The sequence below is a fragment of the Paucibacter sp. KBW04 genome (assembly GCF_003852425.1).
Lineage (GTDB): Bacteria > Pseudomonadota > Gammaproteobacteria > Burkholderiales > Burkholderiaceae_C > Paucibacter_A.
In genome coordinates, this window is sequence record NZ_QAJN01000017.1 from 90,162 (window position 1) to 110,187 (window position 20,026).

Annotated in this window: 18 protein-coding genes; 3 read left to right on the forward strand and 15 right to left on the reverse strand. The window is 60.8% G+C overall.

What is annotated here, in order from left to right; all coding sequences use genetic code 11:
- Positions 1 to 15: 15 nt before the first annotated feature.
- The 5 genes from phoU to pstS form a co-directional block, all read right to left on the reverse strand.
- Positions 16 to 723, reverse strand: a complete 708-nt coding sequence (gene phoU / locus DBR47_RS20990) for a phosphate signaling complex protein PhoU (RefSeq protein ID WP_124453768.1) — start codon at positions 721 to 723, stop codon at positions 16 to 18.
- Between the two features lie 113 nt (positions 724 to 836).
- Positions 837 to 1,622: a phosphate ABC transporter ATP-binding protein PstB gene (gene pstB, locus DBR47_RS20995; RefSeq protein ID WP_124453770.1), complete on the reverse strand. Its 786-nt coding sequence runs from the start codon at positions 1,620 to 1,622 to the stop codon at positions 837 to 839.
- A 15-nt stretch (positions 1,623 to 1,637) separates the two neighbouring features.
- Positions 1,638 to 2,522 (reverse strand): phosphate ABC transporter permease PstA, encoded by an 885-nt coding sequence (gene pstA, locus DBR47_RS21000; protein WP_124453772.1) that lies wholly within the window; start codon positions 2,520 to 2,522, stop codon positions 1,638 to 1,640.
- A complete protein-coding gene (gene pstC, locus DBR47_RS21005; protein ID WP_124453920.1) occupies positions 2,519 to 3,496 on the reverse strand; it encodes a phosphate ABC transporter permease PstC in 978 nt (325 codons plus the stop codon). The genes pstA and pstC overlap by 4 nt, the downstream gene beginning before the upstream one ends.
- A 175-nt stretch (positions 3,497 to 3,671) precedes the next feature.
- Entirely contained in the window at positions 3,672 to 4,712 is a 1,041-nt protein-coding gene (gene pstS, locus DBR47_RS21010; protein ID WP_124453774.1) for a phosphate ABC transporter substrate-binding protein PstS, read from the reverse strand.
- Between the two features lie 196 nt (positions 4,713 to 4,908).
- Here pstS and DBR47_RS21015 point away from each other — a divergent pair, with 196 nt between their 5' ends.
- The gene (locus tag DBR47_RS21015) at positions 4,909 to 5,412 is read left to right on the forward strand and encodes a fasciclin domain-containing protein (RefSeq protein ID WP_231512429.1); all 504 of its coding nucleotides are present in this window, start codon (positions 4,909 to 4,911) and stop codon (positions 5,410 to 5,412) included.
- Between the two features lie 143 nt (positions 5,413 to 5,555).
- Here DBR47_RS21015 and glmM read toward each other — a convergent pair whose 3' ends face one another.
- From glmM to DBR47_RS21035, 4 genes are all read right to left on the reverse strand, one after another.
- Complete coding sequence (gene glmM / locus DBR47_RS21020; protein WP_124453776.1) at positions 5,556 to 6,887, reverse strand: phosphoglucosamine mutase; 1,332 nt, start codon at positions 6,885 to 6,887, stop codon at positions 5,556 to 5,558.
- A gap of 38 nt (positions 6,888 to 6,925) precedes the next feature.
- Positions 6,926 to 7,783 carry a dihydropteroate synthase gene (gene folP, locus DBR47_RS21025; protein ID WP_124453778.1) on the reverse strand — a complete coding sequence of 286 codons (858 nt, stop codon included), beginning with the start codon at positions 7,781 to 7,783 and terminating at the stop codon, positions 6,926 to 6,928.
- A gap of 174 nt (positions 7,784 to 7,957) precedes the next feature.
- Positions 7,958 to 9,862: an ATP-dependent zinc metalloprotease FtsH gene (gene ftsH, locus DBR47_RS21030; protein ID WP_124453780.1), complete on the reverse strand. Its 1,905-nt coding sequence runs from the start codon at positions 9,860 to 9,862 to the stop codon at positions 7,958 to 7,960.
- Between the two features lie 185 nt (positions 9,863 to 10,047).
- Positions 10,048 to 10,734, reverse strand: coding sequence for an RlmE family RNA methyltransferase (locus tag DBR47_RS21035; RefSeq protein ID WP_124453782.1), 687 nt, complete (start codon positions 10,732 to 10,734; stop codon positions 10,048 to 10,050).
- Between the two features lie 20 nt (positions 10,735 to 10,754).
- On the opposite strand from DBR47_RS21035, the gene DBR47_RS21040 reads away from it, so the two are divergent.
- Positions 10,755 to 11,231, forward strand: coding sequence for a YhbY family RNA-binding protein (locus DBR47_RS21040; protein ID WP_124453784.1), 477 nt, complete (start codon positions 10,755 to 10,757; stop codon positions 11,229 to 11,231).
- A 75-nt stretch (positions 11,232 to 11,306) separates the two neighbouring features.
- Here DBR47_RS21040 and DBR47_RS21045 read toward each other — a convergent pair whose 3' ends face one another.
- The 5 genes from DBR47_RS21045 to DBR47_RS21065 all read right to left on the reverse strand — a co-directional run bounded on the left by DBR47_RS21045 (position 11,307) and on the right by DBR47_RS21065 (position 17,557).
- The gene (locus DBR47_RS21045) at positions 11,307 to 11,732 is read right to left on the reverse strand and encodes a DUF4149 domain-containing protein (protein ID WP_231512430.1); all 426 of its coding nucleotides are present in this window, start codon (positions 11,730 to 11,732) and stop codon (positions 11,307 to 11,309) included.
- Between the two features lie 29 nt (positions 11,733 to 11,761).
- A complete protein-coding gene (gene greA, locus DBR47_RS21050) occupies positions 11,762 to 12,238 on the reverse strand; it encodes a transcription elongation factor GreA (RefSeq protein WP_124453786.1) in 477 nt (158 codons plus the stop codon).
- Positions 12,239 to 12,322: 84 nt separating this feature from the next.
- Entirely contained in the window at positions 12,323 to 15,589 is a 3,267-nt protein-coding gene (gene carB, locus DBR47_RS21055; protein ID WP_124453788.1) for a carbamoyl-phosphate synthase large subunit, read from the reverse strand.
- Between the two features lie 14 nt (positions 15,590 to 15,603).
- The gene (gene carA, locus DBR47_RS21060; protein WP_124453790.1) at positions 15,604 to 16,764 is read right to left on the reverse strand and encodes a glutamine-hydrolyzing carbamoyl-phosphate synthase small subunit; all 1,161 of its coding nucleotides are present in this window, start codon (positions 16,762 to 16,764) and stop codon (positions 15,604 to 15,606) included.
- A 388-nt stretch (positions 16,765 to 17,152) separates the two neighbouring features.
- Positions 17,153 to 17,557: a heme-binding protein gene (locus DBR47_RS21065; RefSeq protein ID WP_124453792.1), complete on the reverse strand. Its 405-nt coding sequence runs from the start codon at positions 17,555 to 17,557 to the stop codon at positions 17,153 to 17,155.
- Positions 17,558 to 17,758: 201 nt separating this feature from the next.
- Here DBR47_RS21065 and DBR47_RS21070 point away from each other — a divergent pair, with 201 nt between their 5' ends.
- The gene (locus tag DBR47_RS21070) at positions 17,759 to 18,454 is read left to right on the forward strand and encodes a Bax inhibitor-1/YccA family protein (protein WP_124453794.1); all 696 of its coding nucleotides are present in this window, start codon (positions 17,759 to 17,761) and stop codon (positions 18,452 to 18,454) included.
- A gap of 159 nt (positions 18,455 to 18,613) precedes the next feature.
- Here DBR47_RS21070 and rlmD read toward each other — a convergent pair whose 3' ends face one another.
- Positions 18,614 to 19,978 carry a 23S rRNA (uracil(1939)-C(5))-methyltransferase RlmD gene (rlmD, locus tag DBR47_RS21075; protein WP_124453796.1) on the reverse strand — a complete coding sequence of 455 codons (1,365 nt, stop codon included), beginning with the start codon at positions 19,976 to 19,978 and terminating at the stop codon, positions 18,614 to 18,616.
- Positions 19,979 to 20,026: the final 48 nt, after the last annotated feature.

The following is a 20,026-nucleotide window of genomic DNA, read 5'->3' on the forward strand; positions in this document are numbered from 1 at the left end:
GCTTGGCGAGGCGGCTCAGCGAACCATGGTCTCGACGGCCTCGGGCGTGTTGTGGCGCACATCCGTGCCCTTGACCACATAGATGATGACTTCGGCCAAGTTCTTGGCGTGATCGCCCACCCGCTCGATAGCCTTGGCCACGAAGACCATATCGATGGCCGAGGAGATGGTGCGGGGGTCTTCCATCATGTAGGTGATCAGCTTGCGCAGCAGGCCATCGAACTCCTTGTCGATCTGGTCGTCCTGTTTGAGCACTTCCACCGCACGGTCCACATCCAGGCGAGCAAAAGCATCCAAGGCCTTGCGCAGCAGGGCCGTGGCCAACTCGGCCTCAAATGCCAGGTCGGACATGGGCAGGCGCAGACGGCTGGAAACGCCGGAGTTGATCAGGCGCTGCACGGTGCGAGCCACGCGGGCCGCCTCGTCGCCGACGCGCTCCAGATTAGCGATGGTCTTGGAGATGGCGATCAGCAAACGCAGATCGCGGGCAGTGGGCTGGCGACGGGCGATGATGCTGGAGAGATCGCGATCAATCTCGACCTCCATGGCATTGACCTGCTCTTCCTGCTTGAGCACGGCGCTGGCGATATCGCTGCTGAAAGAGGTCAGGGCCAATACGGCCTGAGCCACCTGGGACTCAACCAGACCGCCCATCTCCAGGACGCGGGTGGAGATGCCGCTCAGTTCTGCGTCGAATTGTGTGGAGAGATGCTTGTCACTCATGGTGATTTCCTGAATCAAAAGTGGGGCCCGTCAGACCGAGCCTCAATCCATATCAAAAGCGCGCAGCGTTGAGGTCGGTGCGACATCGCAGCTGCGAGCGGCAAGGGCCGGAATCAGCCGAAACGGCCAGTGATGTAGTCCTCAGTGTCCTTGCGCTTGGGCTTCATGAAGAGCTCGGCGGTGGGGCCAAACTCGATCAGATCGCCCAGATACATATAGGCCGTGTAGTCCGAGCAGCGGGCGGCCTGCTGCATATTGTGGGTGACGATGGCGACGGTGTAGTCGCTCTTCAACTCGTGGATCAGCTCTTCGATCTTGCCGGTAGAGATGGGGTCCAGGGCCGAGCAAGGCTCGTCCAGCAAGAGGATCTCGGGCTTGATGGCAATGCCGCGTGCGATGCACAGGCGCTGCTGCTGCCCCCCCGACAGGCCGGAGCCGCTCTGGTTCAGCTTGTCCTTGACCTCATTCCACAGCGCCGACTTCTTCAAGGCCCATTCGACCCGCTCGTCCATCTCGACCCGCGGCAGGGTTTCGAACAAACGCACGCCGAACGCGATGTTGTCGTAGATGGACATGGGAAAAGGCGTGGGCTTCTGGAAGACCATGCCGATCTTGGCGCGGATCAGCGAGACATCATCCTTGGAGGTCAGGATGTTGTTGCCGTCCAGCAAGATCTCGCCTTCTGCGCGCTGCTCGGGATAGAGCTCAAACATGCGGTTCAGGGTGCGCAGCAAGGTGGACTTGCCGCAGCCCGAGGGGCCGATGAAGGCGGTGACCTTCTTTTCCGGAATGTCCAGATTGATGTTCTTGAGCGCGAGGAAATTGCCGTAATAGAAATTCAGATTACGAACCGAGAGCTTGGCCCGCTCGGTGATGGGCATATCGACTTTGGCGTCCATGATTGTGGGTTCCGCTCAGTGCTTGTTCTTGAAGAGGACGCGCGCCAGGATGTTCAGCAGCAGCACGCCCATGGTGATGATGAATACGCCCGCCCAGGCCAGCTTTTGCCAGTTTTCGTAGGGGCTCATGGCGAACTTGAAGATGGTGACCGGCAGGCTGGCCATGGGTTGCGTCATGTCCGAGGTCCAGAACTGGTTGGACAGGGCCGTGAACAACAGGGGCGCCGTCTCACCCGAGATGCGCGCCAGGGCCAGCAGGATGCCGGTCAGCACGCCAGCACGGGCCGCCTTCAGGGTCACCGACAGAATGACCTTCCACTTGGGCGTGCCCAGGGCATAGGCGGCTTCACGCAAGGCGTTGGGGATCAGGCTCAGCATATTCTCGGTCTGACGGATCACCACCGGAATGACGATCAGGGCCAAGGCCAAGACGCCGGCAAAGCCAGAGAAGGACTGCATGCGCGCGACCACCAGGCCGTAGATGAACAGACCCACGACGATGGAAGGCGCCGACAAGAGGATGTCGTTGATGAAACGCACGACGCTGCCCAGCCAGCTCTTCTGGCCGTACTCGGCCAGATAGATGCCAGCCAGGATGCCGATGGGCGTGCCCAGCAGCGTGGCCAGGCCCACCATCATGACGGAGCCGAAGATGGCGTTGGCGAGACCCCCCGTTTCGGCCAGCGGAGGCGGCGTCATTTCGCTGAAAGTGGCAAAGCTCAGGCCACCCACGCCCAGGCGCACGGTCTCAAACAAGATCCAGAACAACCAGACCAGGCCGAAAGCCATGGAGGCCAGGGCCAGTACCAGGGCGATCGCGTTGACGCGCTTACGCTTGCGATGCATGGCCAAACGGCTGGCGCTCATGCCGCTGGCATTGACAGTTGCGGGGGTACTCATGTGCGCGTCCCTTCATTCTTCTTCAAGCGCGACAGCAGGATCTTGGAGCAGGCCAGCACCACAAAGGTGATGAAGAACAGCACCAGACCCAGATAGATCAGCGAAGCCTGGTGCAGGCCCTCGCCTGCTTCGGCAAATTCATTGGCCAGGGCCGAGGTGATGCTGTTGGCCGCCTCGAACACTGACAGGGAATTGAGCTGGTTCATATTGCCGATGACGAAGGTCACGGCCATGGTCTCACCCAGGGCGCGACCCAGGCCTAGCATGATGCCGCCCATCACACCGGTCTTGGTATAAGGCAAGACCACACGCCACATCACTTCCCAGGTGGTGGCACCCAGGCCGTAGGCGGATTCCTTCAGCATGGCTGGCGTGACCTCGAACACATCACGCATCACCGCCGCGATGAAGGGGATGATCATGATGGCCAGAATGATGCCGGCAGACAGAATGCCGATGCCAACCGGAGGGCCGGAAACCAAGGTGCTCAGGAAAGGCACGCCGGTCAGCGCAGACTGCAAAGGCTGCTGAACATAAGTTGCCAGGATGGGGCCGAAAACCAGCAAACCCCACATGCCGTAGACGATGGAAGGCACGGCCGCCAGCAACTCCACCGCCACGCCCAGAGGACGCTTGAGCCAGTTGGGCGAGAGTTCGGTCAGGAACAGCGCAATACCAAAGCTCACCGGCACGGCAATCAGCAAGGCGATGAACGAGGTCATCAAGGTGCCGTAAATCATCACCAGACCGCCGAACTTCTCCTGCACCGGATCCCATTCGCTGGTCCACAGAAAGCTCAGACCGAACTCGCGAATCGCAGGCAGCGCGCCGATCACCAAGGAGATGATGATGCCCACCAACAAGGCCAGGGTCAGCCAAGCGGCGCCATGGGCCAGGAAGGAAAACAGGGTATCCGCCCAGGGGGCCAGGACCCGCCGCTGCGGCGGCTGGCTCTGCGGCTGCGTCTTCTTCAAGACATCAGCGCCGGACTCAAAATTATTGGCTGGGAGTATTGCGGCCACGTGGCCTCCGCATGCTTGTGCGTTGATGAAAAATTCAGCGTCAATTGACCGGACAAAAGACGCAACAAAATCCGGGTAAACCTTGGGAGCCTACCCGGACTTCGTGACCTGAGAGCTCAGGCAGGGCTTACTTGTAGCTGATGGCCTTACCGGAAGCGTCCTTCAGATTGTCGGCCCATTGCTTGCGAACCAGATCCTTGACAGATGTAGGCAGGGGCACGTAATCCAGGTCATCGGCCGTCTTGTCACCGGCATTGAAAGCCCAGTCGAAGAATTTCAGCGTGTTGGCAGCGACGGCAGGCTTGTCTTGGACCTTGTGCACCAAGATGAAGGTGGCGCCGGTGATGGGCCAGCTGTCCTTGCCGGCTTGCTCGGTCAGGACTTGGTAGAAGCTCTTGGACCATTCCGCACCTGCGGCAGCGGCCTTGAAAGCCGCGTCGCTAGGAGCGACATAGGCGCCAGACTGGTTGCGCAGCAGCACATGGGCCATCTTGTTTTGCTTGGCGTAGGCGTACTCGACATAACCGATGGAGTTGGGCAGGCGCTGAACATACGACGACACGCCTTCATTGCCCTTGCCACCCGCGCCGGTAGGCCAGTTCACAGCCGTGCCCTCGCCCACCTTTGACTTCCAGTCGGCGTTGACCTTGGACAGATAGTTGGTGAACAAGAAGCTGGTACCCGAACCGTCGGCGCGGCGCACCACGGCAATCGCTGCGTCAGGCAGAGGCACACCGGGGTTCAGGGCTGCCAGGGCGGGATCGTTCCACTTGGCGATTTTGCCCAGATAGATGTCTGCCAGCACGGCGCCGGTCATGCGCACCTGGCCCGGGGCGATACCCTTGATATTGACCACGGGCACGACGCCGCCGATGACGGTGGGGAACTGGATCATGCCGTCCTTGGCCAGTTCTTCGTCCTTCAGGGGCGCATCCGAGGCACCAAAGTCAACGGTCTTGGCCTTGATCTGGCGGATGCCAGCACCCGAACCGACGGATTGATAGTTGATGCGAGCACCGCTGACCTTGTTATAGGCGTCGGCCCATTTGGCGTAGATCGGGGCCGGGAAAGACGCACCGGCTCCGGTCACGTCCTGAGCTTGTGCGCTAGAAAACACAGCCATGGCGGCGGCGAGAACGAATCCGGTACGGACTTGAGTGAATTTCATGAGCTACCTATCACTGTCGGGGGTTGGCAATGGACTGCATCCTATGTCTCGAATATGACATCCACGTGACAGAAAGAGGCAAACGGGCGGCATCAAAACGCCATATTACCGGCAAGCGTTCCGTCACATTCAATTCATTGAATCGTCATATCGACTGCCTAAGCTCCGTGCCACACCAATCCTGGAGCTCTTCAGCATGTTGATGAAAACAACTCTTCTTCGCCGTCATCTGGGCCTGCTCGGCGCCAGCGCACTGGTTCTGAGCCTGGTAGCCTGCGCAAGCACGCCTGCACCCCTGCCCTTGACTGAAAGCCTGGCTCGCCAGCCCGAACTGAGCACCTTCAATCGCCTGATCGAAAAGGCCGGTTTGCAAGACAGTCTGCGCGCCGCCGGCCCCTTGACCGTGTTTGCCCCCAACAACGAGGCGTTCAAGGCCGTGCCTGCCAAGACCCTGGAAGCGTTGAGCCAGGATCCCGTGCAACTCAAGGCCGTGTTGAGCTACCACATCGTGCCCGCCAAGCTGGAAGCCGCTGAAATTCAGAATGGCCATCTGAAGACACTGAACGGCGCCAATTTGTCAGCCGCTCGCGCCGGGACTTTTGTGACCATCGAAGAAGCCGTCGTGCAAACCGCCGATCTCAAGGCCAGCAACGGCGTCGCGCACGTCGTGGACCGCGTGCTTTTGCCGCCCAAGAAGTAAAGCCAAGCCCTGGATTCGGACTTTAGAGGGGCGACAAGCCTCAAGAAAAAGGCCACTGCGGTAATCGCAGTGGCCTTTTTTCATTCCCTCGACTCAAGCGAGCGAAACAGCCGCCGCAAGCCTTGCGGCCCGCGACGACTTGGTCAGGCGTTTACCGCACGCACCAGGCGCTCTGCACATTGCTTGGCCAACTCCGCATCACTGGCCTCCACCATCACGCGCAGCAAGGGCTCGGTCCCCGAGGCGCGGATCAAGACACGGCCCCGCGAACCCAACTCGGCCGTCACCTCGGCCTGTTCTCGCGCCAAGACGGCGTTGCTCTTCCAGTCTTGCCCGGCTTGCAAACGCACATTGATCATGGTCTGAGGGAACAGGGTCACGGCAGCCAACTGCTCGGCCAAGGACTTGCCAGAGCGGCACACCGACTGCAGGATCAACAAGGCACTGACGATGCCGTCGCCGGTGGTGTGCTTGTCCAAGGCCAGCAAATGGCCCGAACCTTCGCCACCCAACTCCCAGCCGCGGGCACTCAGTTCCTCCAGCACATAGCGATCACCCACCTTGGCGCGAACAAAGTCCACATCCAAAGCCTTGATCGCCAGTTCGACCGCCATATTGGTCATCAAGGTACCCACAGCACCGGGTACGCGCAGGCCCTGGCCCAATCGATTGGCCACCATGATGTAGAGCAACTCGTCGCCGTTGTAGAGGCGCCCCTCAGCATCAACCAGTTGCAGGCGATCGGCGTCACCATCCAAAGCCACGCCGTAGTGGGCACCATGATCCTTCACCGCCTTCACCAAGGCGGCTGGCGAGGTGGCACCGAAACCGGCATTGATATTGAAGCCATCGGGATTGCAGCCGATGGAAATGACCTCAGCCCCCAACTCGTGGAAGACATCGGGCGCCACGTGGTAGCCCGCGCCATGGGCCGCGTCCACCACAATCTTCAGACCCTTCAGCGTCAGGTCTGAGCCAAAGCTGTTTTTGCAGAACTCGATATAACGACCCCGAGCATCGGCCAAGCGCTTGGCGCGTCCCAGATTGGCGGAATCGATCCAGGTCGGCGGCTCTTCCAACGCGGCCTCAACGGCCAGCTCCCAGGCATCGGGCAGCTTCTCGCCCTTGGCCGAGAAGAACTTAATGCCATTGTCCGCAAAGGGATTGTGGGAGGCGCTGATCACCACGCCCAAGTCCTGGCGCAAGGCACGGGTCAGATAAGCGACACCCGGTGTTGGCAGTGGGCCGGTCAACAAAACATCGACGCCGGCCGAAGCAAAGCCCGCCTCAAGAGCCGACTCGATCATGTAACCAGAAATACGCGTGTCCTTGCCAATCAAGACGGTCGGGCGCGCGCTTCGTTTGCGCAAGACCTGGCCCACGGCATGACCCAGACGCAACATGAAATCGGGGGTGATGGGTGACTGGCCCACGGTGCCACGGATTCCATCGGTACCAAAATACTTACGGCTCATTGAGAGCATCCTCCTGATTGAATCTGAAACATTGTCCGTCAGTTTTGTGCGGCCCTCGCCTGCGGAGCCAGCCCTTGGTGACAGGCGGTAAACACCTTGAGCGCATCGACCGTGGCGGCCACATCATGCACACGCAAAATGCTGGCACCACGCTCAGCGGCCAGTAATGCTGCCGCCACACTGGGAATCAGACGTTGGTCGACCGGTCGCCCGCTTGCATCGCCCAAAGCGCGTTTGCGAGACCAGCCCACCAGCAAAGGGCGACCCAGATCGGCCAACTCCGCCTGCCTGCGCAGCAGCTCAAAATTCTGTGGGGTCGTCTTGGCAAAGCCATAGCCAGGATCCAAGACGATGCGTTCTTTGGCGATGCCCGCTGCACTCAAGGTCTGCAGACTTTGAGAAAGAAACTCGCGCACCTCCTGCACCACATCCTCGTAGTCGCTCAGGCTTTGCATGGTGGCCGAGTCACCGCGCATATGCATGGCGCACAGTCCGGCGCGCCCATGTTCGACCAAGGCCTGCAAGGCACCCGGCAGGCGGAAGGCTTGAATGTCGTTGATGATGTCCACGCCCAGGGCCAGAGCGCGCCGCATGATTTCAGGCTTGAAGCTGTCCACCGAAATCGGCGCGCCTAACTTCATCGCCTCGTGCAAGACCGGCCCCAGGCGCTGCCACTCTTCTTCGACACCCAGTTGCTGCGCGCCAGGCCTGCTGGACTCGCCACCAATGTCCAAAATGTCAGCCCCTTCCGCCAGCAAACGCTCGCAATGAGCCAGTGCCCCTCGTGTATCAGCATGCTGGCCGCCATCAGAGAACGAATCCGGCGTCACGTTGACGATGCCCATCACACGGGGCCGGCTGAGGTCAATCTGAAAGCGAGTGGTCTGCCAGAACATGGGCGAGGTCATTTGAAGCAAGGGGGTGATTGGCGCAATATTCTCGCAGGCCAAGATGAAGCCCAAAGAGCAAGCACAAGCAAGAAGGCGCCAAGCATGAAAAAAGGCCAATCCCTGCGGACTGGCCTTTTGACTTGACGCGCGGAGCGCATCAAGAATCAGAGAACAGAAAAATCAGGCCGCTGCCGGTGCGCCATCGGTGCTGACCGCCGGAGGCGAGCCATCGGACTTGCCGCCACTCGGCGTCGTCCAGTCCTTGGGAGGACGAGGCGGCTTGCCGGACATGATGTCGTCGATCTGATCGGAATCAATCGTTTCGTACTCCAGCAAGGCCTTGGCCATGCTGTGCATCTTGTCCTGGTTCTCTTCGATCAGACGGCGGGCGATGCCGTACTGCTCGTCGATGATGCGGCGGATCACCGAATCCACCTTGCGCATGGTTTCTTCGGACATGCTGGTGGTCTTGGTCACCGAGCGGCCCAAGAAGACTTCACCTTCATTTTCCGAATAGACCATGGGGCCCAGTTCGTCCGTCATGCCGTAACGCATCACCATATCGCGGGCGATGGCAGTGGCACGCTCGAAGTCGTTGGACGCGCCGGTGGTCATCTGGTTCATGAAGACCTCTTCCGCAATCCGGCCGCCAAACAGCACCGAGATGGTCGAGAGCATGCGCTCCTTGTCCAGGCTGTAGCGATCGCCTTCCGGCAGCTGCATGGTCACGCCCAGGGCGCGGCCACGCGGGATCACGGTGACCTTGTGGACCGGATCGGTCTTGGGCATCAGGCGCGCCACCAGAGCGTGGCCAGCCTCGTGGTATGCGGTGTTCTTGCGCTCTTCCTCGGGCATGATCATGGACTTGCGCTCGGGGCCCATCATGATCTTGTCCTTGGCCTTTTCGAAGTCGGTCATCTCGACCACGCGTCCGCTGCGGCGAGCAGCAAAGAGCGCGGCTTCGTTGACCAAGTTCGCCAAGTCAGCACCCGAGAAGCCCGGCGTACCGCGTGCGAGGATGTCGGCACGGATGTCTTGACCCACGGGCACCTTGCGCATATGCACATTGAGGATTTGCTCGCGGCCACGCACATCGGGCAGGGTCACATAAACCTGACGGTCGAAACGGCCGGGACGCAGCAGAGCCGGGTCCAGAATGTCCGGACGGTTGGTGGCCGCCATCACGATCACACCCAGATTGGTCTCGAAGCCGTCCATCTCCACCAGCATCTGGTTGAGGGTCTGCTCGCGTTCGTCGTTACCACCGCCCAAGCCAGCGCCGCGGTGACGACCGACGGCGTCGATTTCGTCCACGAAGATGATGCAAGGGGCGCTCTTCTTGGCTTGCTCGAACATATCGCGGACCCGGGCTGCGCCCACGCCGACGAACATTTCCACAAAATCAGAGCCCGAGATCGAGAAGAAAGGCACTTTGGCCTCGCCCGCGATGGCCTTGGCCAGCAAGGTCTTGCCGGTACCGGGAGGGCCAACCAGCAGCACGCCACGCGGGATGCGACCACCCAGCTTCTGGAACTTTTGCGGGTCCTTCAGGAAGTCGACCAACTCCTTGACTTCTTCCTTGGCCTCATCGCAGCCGGCCACATCGGCAAAAGTCGTGGTGTTGTTCGCCTCATCCAACATGCGAGCCTTGGACTTGCCGAAGCTGAACGCTCCGCCCTTGCCACCGCCCTGCATCTGACGCATGAAGTAAACCCAAACGCCGATCAAGAGCAGCATGGGGCCCCAGCTGATCAGCATATTGACCAGGAAGGAAGGCTCTTCACGCGGCTTGACATCAAACTTCACGCCGTTGGCGCGCAGATCGCCGATCAGTCCACGGTCCAGATAGGTGGCCGTGATGCGCAGCTTCTTACCGTCGCTGGTTTCCGCCAGGATGTCGGTCCCCGAACCACCCTCTTGCAAAACCACAGACTTGATGCGGTGCGCCTGAACTTCATCCAGAAATTCAGAATATCCAAGCTGATTGCCTTGGCTTGCACCTCGATCGAACTGCTTGAAGACCGTGAACAGCACCAAGGCGATCACGATCCAAACAGCTACCTTCGAGAACCATTGATTGTTCACCGCGATTCCTTCATTCAATTCGGCCCAATTGCACAGATACAAGCTTTACAGCCCTGTGCGTGCCATATGGGGTCAATTCTATTGCAGTCAAGGGCTGAGCCCCATTTTGATGGGGCGTTGTACGAATGAACTCCGGGCTTTTTACGGCCCTTCTGCCATTCCTTCGCCCCAAGGGGGAAAAATACTCAGGACTTTTGCTGCGGCGTCTTCAAACCAATGCCGATCAAGAAGGTCTCGGACGAGCGATCGCGCGAGGCCTTGGGTTTGATGGGCTTGACCTTCTTGAAGGTTTTCTTGAACTCCTCGACGAGCTGCGTATAGCCGCTGCCGTGGAAGACCTTGGTCACCAAAGCGCCCTCGGGCTTCAGATGGCGCTGGGCAAAATCAATCGCCAACTCAACCAGACCCGCAATACGCGCAGCGTCCACGCTTTCGATGCCTGACAAATTGGGGGCCATATCCGACACCACCAGGTCTACCGCGCGTCCACCCAGCGCCTGCTCCAGCGCCCGCAACACCGCCTCGTCTTGGAAGTCGCCCTGCAAGAACTGCACGCCCTCGATGGGCTCGCAAGGCAGCAAGTCCAAGCCGATGATGGTGCCATTGAGTTGCCCCACCGCAGCGCCGCCGACACCCGCCACCGTGGGTGCAAAGCAGCGCCTCAGATACTGGCTCCAAGCACCAGGCGAGGCGCCTAAATCCACCACCACCTGGCCCGGCTTGACGAGCTTGAGCTCCTCATCAATTTCCTTGAGCTTGTAGGCGGCACGGGCACGGTAGCCGTCCTTCTGCGCCATCTTGACGTAGGGATCATTGATGTGATCATGCAACCACGTCTTATTAAGTTTCTTGCTTTTTGTCTTGATCTTCATGTTGCACGGATAATACGCGTATGCCTGCGATTCAATTGACCCCTGCCCAGCGCAAGGAAAAACGTTCCGAAGCCCATCACCTCGCTCCCGTGGTGATGATTGGCGCGGATGGACTCACCCCTGCCGTCGTCAAAGAGACCGATGCCGCCCTGAAGGCCCATGGCCTGATCAAGGTGCGCGTGTTCTCGGATGACCGTGCCGGACGCGAAAGCATTTTTGCTTCGCTATGCGGCGAACTGGACGCCGCACCGATTCAGCACATCGGCAAATTGCTGGTGATCTGGCGCCCCATGCCCGAAAAGGAAGACGCCGAACGAGACGAGAACGCCAAAGGCGCACCTCGCATCGTCAAGATCGTGAAATTCTCCAAGAGCGGCAATCATCGCCCTCAGATGAAGAAGTTACGCGTGCTTGGCAATGAGCGTGTGGCCCAAGGCGGTGAGATCAAGCGCGCCAAACGCCGCATCACCAGCGTGAAGAAACAAGCGCAAGACTGAGTCCCGGCGCAAATTCCGAACCGGAATTTGTGTCTAACGAAGGCCCAAGCGTGATACCAGCACTTGGGCTGATAGTTACCTGCCGCCCAAGCGCCATGCCAGGGCCAGCACCAACAAGCCCTTCACACCAAAGAACAGCAAGGAAATGGTGTGCAGGGTCATGAACGACCAGTCCCCCTGCCCCGCCTTTGCCGCCGCCATCATGGGCTGCAAGGCGTAGTAGCCCGCCACAGTGCAAAACAGGGCTGCAGAGGGCAGCATGAACTCGGGCGTGATCGCGGGCCTTGCGCCATCTCGCGCCAAACGGCGCTCCATCAAAATCAGCAGCAATGCGGCGAACATGCTCAACATGGCCTCGCGCTGAAACAGCTGCGCCACCACCAAGCCCGCCATCGGCCGCTCCAGCGCAGCGAATGCGCTGGGTGCAGCCACCAGGCCCACACACAAAAGCATGCCGGCCCACAGAGCCGCCAGCATGGCTTGACTACGTCTGAGCAACATCAGCAACTCTCAGCCAAAGCCCGCTTGCTTTAGACGTAACGGACCTCAACCACCTCGTAGCGCTTGATGCCGCCCGGCGCCTTCACCTCGGCCACGTCGCCGGCTTCCTTGCCAATCAAGGCACGCGCAATGGGCGAGCTGATAGAGATCAGACCCAGCTTCAAATCGGCCTCGTCGTCACCGACGATTTGATAGGTCACCTCGGCACCCGTCTCCTCTTCTTCCAGATCCACCGTCGTGCCAAACACGATGCGGCCGCCGGCATCCACCGAGGCCGGGTCGATCACTTGAGCGGCCGCCAGCTTGCCTTCGATCTCGAGGATGCGGCCTTCGATAAAGCCCTGCTTGTCCTTGGCCGCTTCATACTCGGCGTTTTCCGACAGATCGCCCTGGGCGCGTGCCTCGGCGATCGCATGGATCACGGCATGACGCTCAACGCTCTTGAGTCGATGCAGTTCTTCTTTGAGCTTTTCAGCACCGCGTGTGGTCAGAGGAATGGTGGCCATAGTAGTAAACCTTGAAAGACAAAATGAATCCGCCGCTGCGCCCCCAAGCTGGGGTCGCGGCGGCGGAGTTCGTTGGGGCCGAGTTTAGACCAGTTCTGCGTGCAACTCTTGCAGGGATTGCACCAGCAGGCCGTTTTGATGCTTCATACCTTCGACCGCAGCCTCACAACCAGCCATGGTCGTGTAGTAGGTCACCCGCGCAGCTAATGCAGCCTGGCGGATGTAGCGGCTGTCGGCAATCGCCGTGCGGGTCTCGTCCACCGTGGTGAAGACCAGCTGAATCTCGCCGCCCTTGACCATGTCGACGATGTGCGGGCGACCGTCCTTGATCTTGTTGACCACGCGCACCGGCACGCCCACCTCGGCGATGGCAGCGGCCGTGCCCTTGGTCGCCACAACACCAAAGCCCAGGGCATGCAAATCCCTGGCCACGGCCACGGCACGCGCCTTGTCGGCATTCTTCACCGTGATCAGCACATTGCCCTGACGCGGCAGGCGCGAACCTGCACCCAGCTGGCTCTTCAACATGGCCTCACCAAAGGTGCGCGCCGCGCCCATCACCTCGCCGGTGGAGCGCATTTCCGGGCTCAGGATGGGGTCCACGCCAGGGAATTTGTTGAAGGGGAAGACGGCTTCCTTGACGCTGAAGTAAGGCGGCACAACCTCGGCCGGCACGCGGCCCTGGCGGTCCTTCTGATCCTTCAGCTTCTGGCCGGCCATGCAGCGTGCGGCGATCTTGGCGAGCTGCTGGCCGGTCGCCTTGCTCACAAAAGGCACGGTGCGCGAAGCGCGCGGGTTCACCTCCAGCACATAGACCGTAGCGCCGTCCAAGCCACCCGTCACGTCGCCTTGAATGGCAAACTGCACATTCATCAAACCCACCACCTTGAGAGCGCGAGCCATGGCAGCAGTCTGGCGACGCAGCTCGTCTTGCAGGGCGACGGAGAGGGTGTAAGGAGGTAGCGAGCAAGCCGAGTCGCCGGAGTGGATACCGGCTGCCTCGATGTGCTCCATGATGCCGCCGATCATCACATCGCTGCCGTCGCTGATGCAGTCGGCATCGACTTCGACCGCGTCTTCCAGGAAGCGATCCAGCAAGACCGGTGATTTGTCGGAGACGCGCACCGCTTCGCGCATATAGCGCTCCAGATCCTTGTCGCCATGCACGATTTCCATCGCGCGGCCGCCCAGCACATAGCTGGGGCGCACCACCAACGGATAGCCGATTTCATTGGCCAGGGCCACGGCCTGCTCTTCGGTGCGGGCCGTGCGGTTGGGCGGCTGCTTCAGGCCCAGCTCATGCAGCAGCTGTTGGAAGCGCTCGCGGTCCTCGGCCATATCGATGCTGTCGGGCGTGGTGCCGATGATGGGCACGCCATTGGCTTCCAGGTCCAGGGCCAGCTTCAAAGGCGTTTGGCCGCCGTACTGCACGATCACGCCGACGGGCTTTTCCTTCTCGACGATTTCCAGCACGTCTTCCAGCGTCACCGGCTCGAAGTAGAGGCGATCCGAGGTGTCGTAGTCGGTCGACACGGTCTCGGGGTTGCAGTTGACCATGATGGTCTCGTAACCGTCTTCGCGCATGGCCAAGGCGGCATGGACACAGCAGTAGTCAAACTCAATGCCCTGACCGATGCGGTTGGGGCCACCGCCCAGCACCATGATCTTTTTATTGTTCGTCGGCTCGGCTTCGCACTCTTCCTCATAGGTCGAGTACATATACGCCGTTTCGGTGGAGAACTCGGCCGCGCAGGTATCCACCCGCTTGTAGACCGGGCGCACGCCCAGGGCGTGACGGGCGCGACGCACATCGTGCTGATTGCTGTCCAGCAGCTTGCCCAGGCGCTTGTCGGAGAAGCCCTTCTTCTTCAACAAACGCATTTCGTCCACCGACAACGAAGCCAGCGTGCGCCCCTTGAGCGACTGCTCGATCTTGATCAGCTGCTCGATCTGCACCAGGAACCAGGGGTCGATGGCCGTCTCTTCGAAGACCTCTTCCATGCTCATGCCGATGCGGAAGGCGTCGCCCACAAAGAGGATGCGCTCGGGGCCGGGCTCGCCGATCTCTTGCACGATTTCTTCACGGTCGGTGCTGCGCTCCGACAGGCCGTCGATGCCGGTCTCCAGGCCGCGCAGAGCCTTTTGGAAGGACTCTTGGAAGGTGCGACCCATGGCCATCACCTCGCCCACCGACTTCATCTGCGTGGTCAAACGCGAATCGGCCATGGGGAATTTTTCGAAGGCGAAACGCGGGATTTTGGTGACCACGTAGTCGATGCTGGGCTCGAAGGACGCCGGGGTCACACCGCCGGTAATGTCGTTGCGCAGCTCGTCCAGGGTGTAGCCCACGGCCAGCTTGGCGGCGATCTTGGCGATCGGGAAGCCGGTGGCCTTGGACGCTAGCGCCGAGGAGCGCGAAACGCGCGGGTTCATCTCGATCACGGTCATGCGGCCGTTCTTGGGGTTGATCGAGAACTGCACGTTCGAACCACCGGTGTCCACGCCGATTTCGCGCAGGATGGCGATGGAAGCGTTGCGCAGCAGTTGGTACTCTTTGTCGCTCAGGGTCTGGGCCGGGGCCACGGTGATGGAGTCACCGGTGTGCACGCCCATGGGGTCCAAGTTTTCGATCGAGCAGACGATGATGCAGTTGTCCTTGCTGTCGCGCACGACCTCCATCTCATACTCTTTCCAGCCGATCAGCGACTCTTCGATCAAGAGTTCACGGGTCGGGGACAGGTCCAGGCCGCGCTTGCAGATTTCCTCGAATTCCTCGGGGTTGTAGGCAATGCCACCACCGGTGCCACCCAGCGTGAAGCTGGGGCGGATGACCATGGGGAAGCCGGTGCCACCGATCTCGGCCGTGATGCGCTTTTGCACCGCCAGCGCTTCCTCCATCGAGTGCGCGATGCCGGACTTCGCGGAGTCCAGCCCAATCTTGGTCATGGCGTCCTTGAACTTCAGGCGGTCCTCGGCCTTCTCGATCGCCTTCTCGTTGGCGCCGATCATCTCGACGTTGTACTTGGCCAGCACGCCATGCTTGTGCAGGTCCAGGGCGCAGTTCAGCGCGGTCTGGCCACCCATGGTGGGCAGCACCGCATCGGGCCGCTCCTTGGCGATGATCTTCTCAACCACCTGCCAGGTGATGGGCTCGATATAAGTGACGTCGGCCGTGTCCGGGTCCGTCATGATGGTGGCAGGGTTGCTGTTCACCAAAATGACTTTGTAGCCCTCTTCGCGCAGGGCCTTGCAGGCCTGGGCACCGGAATAGTCAAACTCACAGGCCTGGCCGATGATGATGGGGCCGGCGCCGATGATGAGGATGCTCTTGATGTCTGTACGTTTTGCCATTTTTCTTTACTCCATCAAGCCTTCGCCATCAGACCGATGAAGCGATCAAACAAATACGAAATGTCATGCGGGCCGGGGCTGGCTTCGGGGTGACCCTGGAAGCAGAAGGCCGGCTTGTCGGTGCGGGCCAGGCCTTGCAGCGTGCCGTCAAACAAGCTGATATGGGTGGCGCGCAGATTGGCCGGTAGGTCTTCGGCCACCACCGCAAAACCGTGGTTCTGGCTGGTGATGGAAACCCGGCCGCTGTCCAGATCCTTGACCGGATGGTTGGCCCCATGGTGGCCAAACTTCATCTTGAAGGTCTTGGCGCCCGAGGCCAGGGCCATGATCTGGTGCCCCAGGCAGATGCCGAAGGTGGGGATGCCGGATTCGATCAACTCGGCCGCCGCTTTGATGGCGTAGTCGCAAGGTTGCGGGTCGCCGGGGCCGTTGGACAGGAAGACGCCATCGGGCTCCAGATCGAACACGGCGGATGCGGGCGTCTTGGCCGGCACCACGGTGATCTTGCAGCCGCGCGAGGCCAGCATGCGCAAGATATTGCTCTTCACGCCAAAGTCATAGGCCACCACATGGAAACGCGCCTGGCTCTGCTGGCCATAGCCCTTGCCCAGAGTCCACTCGGTCTCGGTCCAGGCATGCGACTTCTCGGTCGTGACCACTTGAGCCAGATCCAGACCCGCCATGCTGGGCGCGGCCTTGGCCTTGGCAATCGCCTCGGCGACCAGGGCCGCGGTGATGGCCACACCCAGGGGCAAGGCCATGATGCAGCCGTTTTGCGCGCCGGTCGTGCGCAGTACACGGGTCAGGCGGCGGGTATCGATATCGGCAATGGCGACGCACCCTTCGTCCAGCAGGTACTGCGCGAGGCTGCGCGTCTTGCGGAAGTTGGAATCGAGCAGGGGCAACTCTTTGACAATCAAGCCAGCGGCATGGATCTTCGAAGCCTCGACATCCTCGTCGTTGACGCCGTAGTTGCCGATGTGCGGATACGTGAGGGTCACGATCTGCCGGCAGTAGCTCGGGTCAGTGAGGATTTCTTGGTAGCCGGTCATGGCGGTGTTGAACACCACCTCACCGACCGTGTGGCCGGCAGCTCCGATGGAGATGCCTTTGAAGACCGTGCCGTCTGCCAGGGCGAGAATCGCGAGAGGGGAATGGAGCAGATCGGGCAGCACGGGGAACTCCGTTATAGTGCGCGCGCCCAGCTCTACTCGGGCTCCAAGGGGGGTTTCAAAGTCGAAATCCGCCTGAAGCTTTGAGTTCGGTGGTGAGACCGGTTTGGAGGCCCGGGCCCATGCCTAAGCATTGGCCCTCGCCCTCACCGGAGATGAAACTGTTACGAGTTTCGCTGGGGTAGCGGTAGGTTGCGGGTAAACCTGCTAAGTATACCCGAGCAGGGTTATCACCAAGCGCTAGCAGCGAAAATTGACGGGCTTGTGTCAGCCCCTGGCCCCATCCAAGCCCGACTCAGACCTGAGTCAGGACGACCACGAAGCCGTGTTGATCGGCCATATCTGCGCCTTGAGCGGGTCGCCAGCAGCGCCGACCCGCCACCCAAAGAATTCAAGCCAGAGCAGCGATGCCTGCCCGTGCGATCTGCGCATCCTCCGTCGACTTGACGCCGCTAACACCCACGGCACCGACGCAGAAACCATTCGCCACGATGGGAACACCCCCTTCCAGCATGCCGCTCAGCCCGGGCGCACTCAGGAAAGAAACACGGCCCTGGTTGATGATGTCCTCGTAGACCTTGGACTCACGGCGCCCCAGGGCCGCCGTGTGAGCCTTGGCCGGCGCGATCTGGGCCGAGATGGCGGCCGCGCCGTCCAGGCGCTGCAACCACAGCAGATGACCGCCATCATCGACGATGGCGATGCTCACGGCCCAGTGATGGGCCAGAGCTTCGGCCTCAGCGGCAGCGGCAATCGCCTTCACATCATTCAGGCTGAGATAGGGCTTTTGATTCATGGTGATGGCTTGAAAATTGAGGTAGAGGCCGCACTTTAGCTGGGAGCAGCACGGTCATTGCCTGCATTGCCAGCAAAGCTGTGCCACCTCGCGCCGCGACTGAAGCCCTTAAAACGGCTACAGTCTGTCGCGGGCGCCGCCAAGCCCTGACCCACGGGTGGTCCGGCAGCGGCGCCATGAAACCAATCCCGGAGGACTGTGATGAACGAAACCCTACAAACCCAATACGGCAGCGCCGCTGGCGGTGGCTTGGCCATCGAACGCCAACGCGTGCTGCGCAATACCTACTGGCTGCTGGCCCTGTCCATGGTGCCCACGGTGCTGGGCGCCTGGGTTGGCGTGAGCACGGGCTTTATGGCGAGCATGGGCTCGGGCATGAGCATGCTGGTGTTTTTCGCTGGCGCCTTTGGCCTGATGTTCCTGGTCGAAAAGACCAAGAACAGCAGCGCCGGCGTGTTCTCTTTGCTGGCCTTCACCTTCTTCATGGGCCTGATGCTGTCGCGCCTCTTGGCCAGCATCCTGGGCTTTAAGAACGGCAGCAGCCTGATCATGATGGCTTTTGGCGGCACCGGCGCCATCTTCTTCGCCATGGCCTCGCTGGCCACGGTCATCAAGCGTGACCTCTCGGCCATGGGCAAGTTCTTGTTCGTGGGTGCCATCATCCTGATGGTGGTCGGCATCGTGAACGTGTTCCTGCAGTCCTCGGCCCTGATGCTGACCATGATGGTGCTGGCCATGGCCGTGTTCTCGGCCTTCATGCTCTACGACATCAAGCGCGTGATCGACGGCGGCGAGACCAACTACATCTCCGCCACCCTGGCCATCTATCTGGACATCTACAACGTGTTCCAGAGCCTGCTGTCCTTGCTGGGCATCTTCGGCGGTGAGCGAGACTGATGACCCACCCCCGTAGGCGCTGGCGCGCCACCCTCTCAAGGGGCCGAGCCCGATGGACCGGCAAAGCCGGATCCATAGGCTCCACTTGACGGCGCACCCGCTTCGCGGTTCATAAAGAAACAAAGGGCCCTCGGGCCCTTTGCTCGTTTCATACCTGGCTCATTTGCCAGAATCGAGTTCGAACACCGCGATGCTCTCCACATGCGAGGTGTGCGGGAACATATTCACCGCGCTGGCCGCCGTGCAGCTATAGCCGGCCAGATTGACCAGCAAGCCCGCATCACGCGCCAAGGTGGAAGGGTTGCAGCTCACATAGACGATGCGCTTGGGCGGCTGCCAGCCGGGCGCCAGGCTTGGGTCTTGCGCAATATCAGCCACCGCCTTGGCCAGCGCGAATGCGCCGTCGCGCGGCGGGTCAACCAGCCACTTGTCAGCCACACCGTCCGCCGCCAGCAGTGCAGGCGTCATCTCGAAAAGATTGCGCGCTTCAAAACTCGTTTTCTCGGCCAAACCATTGCGACGCGCGTTCTCACGCGAGCGCTGAACCAGGGTTTCGCTCCCTTCGATTCCCACAACCTCACGGGCTTTGGTCGCCAAAGGTAGGGTGAAATTGCCGAGGCCGCAGAACCAGTCGATCACCCGTTCATCCGGCCGCACATCCAGCAAGCGCAGGGCGCGCCCCACCAAGACGGAGTTGATATGCGGGTTGACCTGGGTGAAGTCGGTGGGCTTGAACGGCATCACCACGCCGAACTCGGGCAGGCTGTACGACAGCTCGGCGCCTCCCTCATCAAGCAGATGCACCGTGTCCGGCCCCTTGGGCTGCAACCACCATTGCACATCGTGCTCGGCGGCAAATGCACGCAGCTTGGCCTTGTCACCTTCGGGCAGGGGATTGAGGTTGCGCAACACCAGGGCGATGACGGCGTCGCCCATGGCCAGCTCGATCTGCGGCAGGCGATCGCGCTCTTCCATGCTGGCAATCATGGCGCGCAAAGGCATCAGCAAATCGCTGACACGCTGCGGCACCACCTTGCAGACCTGCATATCGGCCACATAGCGGCTCTTGCGCTCGTGGAATCCGATCAAGACCTGCTCCTTCTTCAGCACATAGCGCACCGAGAAGCGCGCCCGGTAGCGGTAGCCCCAGGTCGGCCCTTCGATGGGTCGGAGCAAGGTTTCCGGCTTGACCTTGCCCAGATGCCAAAGGTTGTCCTCGACCACCCGCTGCTTCACGGCCACCTGAGCCGAGGCATGCAGATGCTGCATCTTGCAGCCACCACAAGCACCACCATGCAGGCCGAAATGCGGGCAGCCGGGCGTGACGCGTTGCGAACTCTCCTTGCGCAAGGCCGTCAAGCTGCCCTGCTCCCAGTTGTTCTTTTTGCGACCGACGCTGACCTGCACCTCTTCACCGGGCAATGCGCCCTCGATGAAAACGACCTTGCCATCCTCTTTGTGGGCCACGCCCTGCGCTTCCAGGTCCAGGGATTCGACCTTGAGCCATTCTGAATCTTGAATCATGGGCGCGATTATCCCAGCCTCGCGCAGCAGACCGAAAAAGCAGCGGGC

What these genes read in the sequence shown, in the direction of transcription:
- phoU (WP_124453768.1), bottom strand. Translation starts at nt 723, where the DNA reads ATGAGTGACAAGCATCTCTCCACACAATTCGACGCAGAACTGAGCGGC.
- pstB (WP_124453770.1), bottom strand. Translation starts at nt 1,622, where the DNA reads ATGGACGCCAAAGTCGATATGCCCATCACCGAGCGGGCCAAGCTCTCG.
- pstA (WP_124453772.1), bottom strand. Translation starts at nt 2,522, where the DNA reads ATGAGTACCCCCGCAACTGTCAATGCCAGCGGCATGAGCGCCAGCCGT.
- pstS (WP_124453774.1), bottom strand. Translation starts at nt 4,712, where the DNA reads ATGAAATTCACTCAAGTCCGTACCGGATTCGTTCTCGCCGCCGCCATG.
- DBR47_RS21015 (WP_231512429.1), top strand. Translation starts at nt 4,909, where the DNA reads ATGTTGATGAAAACAACTCTTCTTCGCCGTCATCTGGGCCTGCTCGGC.
- glmM (WP_124453776.1), bottom strand. Translation starts at nt 6,887, where the DNA reads ATGAGCCGTAAGTATTTTGGTACCGATGGAATCCGTGGCACCGTGGGC.
- folP (WP_124453778.1), bottom strand. Translation starts at nt 7,783, where the DNA reads ATGTTCTGGCAGACCACTCGCTTTCAGATTGACCTCAGCCGGCCCCGT.
- DBR47_RS21035 (WP_124453782.1), bottom strand. Translation starts at nt 10,734, where the DNA reads ATGAAGATCAAGACAAAAAGCAAGAAACTTAATAAGACGTGGTTGCAT.
- DBR47_RS21040 (WP_124453784.1), top strand. Translation starts at nt 10,755, where the DNA reads ATGCCTGCGATTCAATTGACCCCTGCCCAGCGCAAGGAAAAACGTTCC.
- DBR47_RS21045 (WP_231512430.1), bottom strand. Translation starts at nt 11,732, where the DNA reads ATGTTGCTCAGACGTAGTCAAGCCATGCTGGCGGCTCTGTGGGCCGGC.
- greA (WP_124453786.1), bottom strand. Translation starts at nt 12,238, where the DNA reads ATGGCCACCATTCCTCTGACCACACGCGGTGCTGAAAAGCTCAAAGAA.
- carB (WP_124453788.1), bottom strand. Translation starts at nt 15,589, where the DNA reads ATGGCAAAACGTACAGACATCAAGAGCATCCTCATCATCGGCGCCGGC.
- DBR47_RS21065 (WP_124453792.1), bottom strand. Translation starts at nt 17,557, where the DNA reads ATGAATCAAAAGCCCTATCTCAGCCTGAATGATGTGAAGGCGATTGCC.
- DBR47_RS21070 (WP_124453794.1), top strand. Translation starts at nt 17,759, where the DNA reads ATGAACGAAACCCTACAAACCCAATACGGCAGCGCCGCTGGCGGTGGC.
- rlmD (WP_124453796.1), bottom strand. Translation starts at nt 19,978, where the DNA reads ATGATTCAAGATTCAGAATGGCTCAAGGTCGAATCCCTGGACCTGGAA.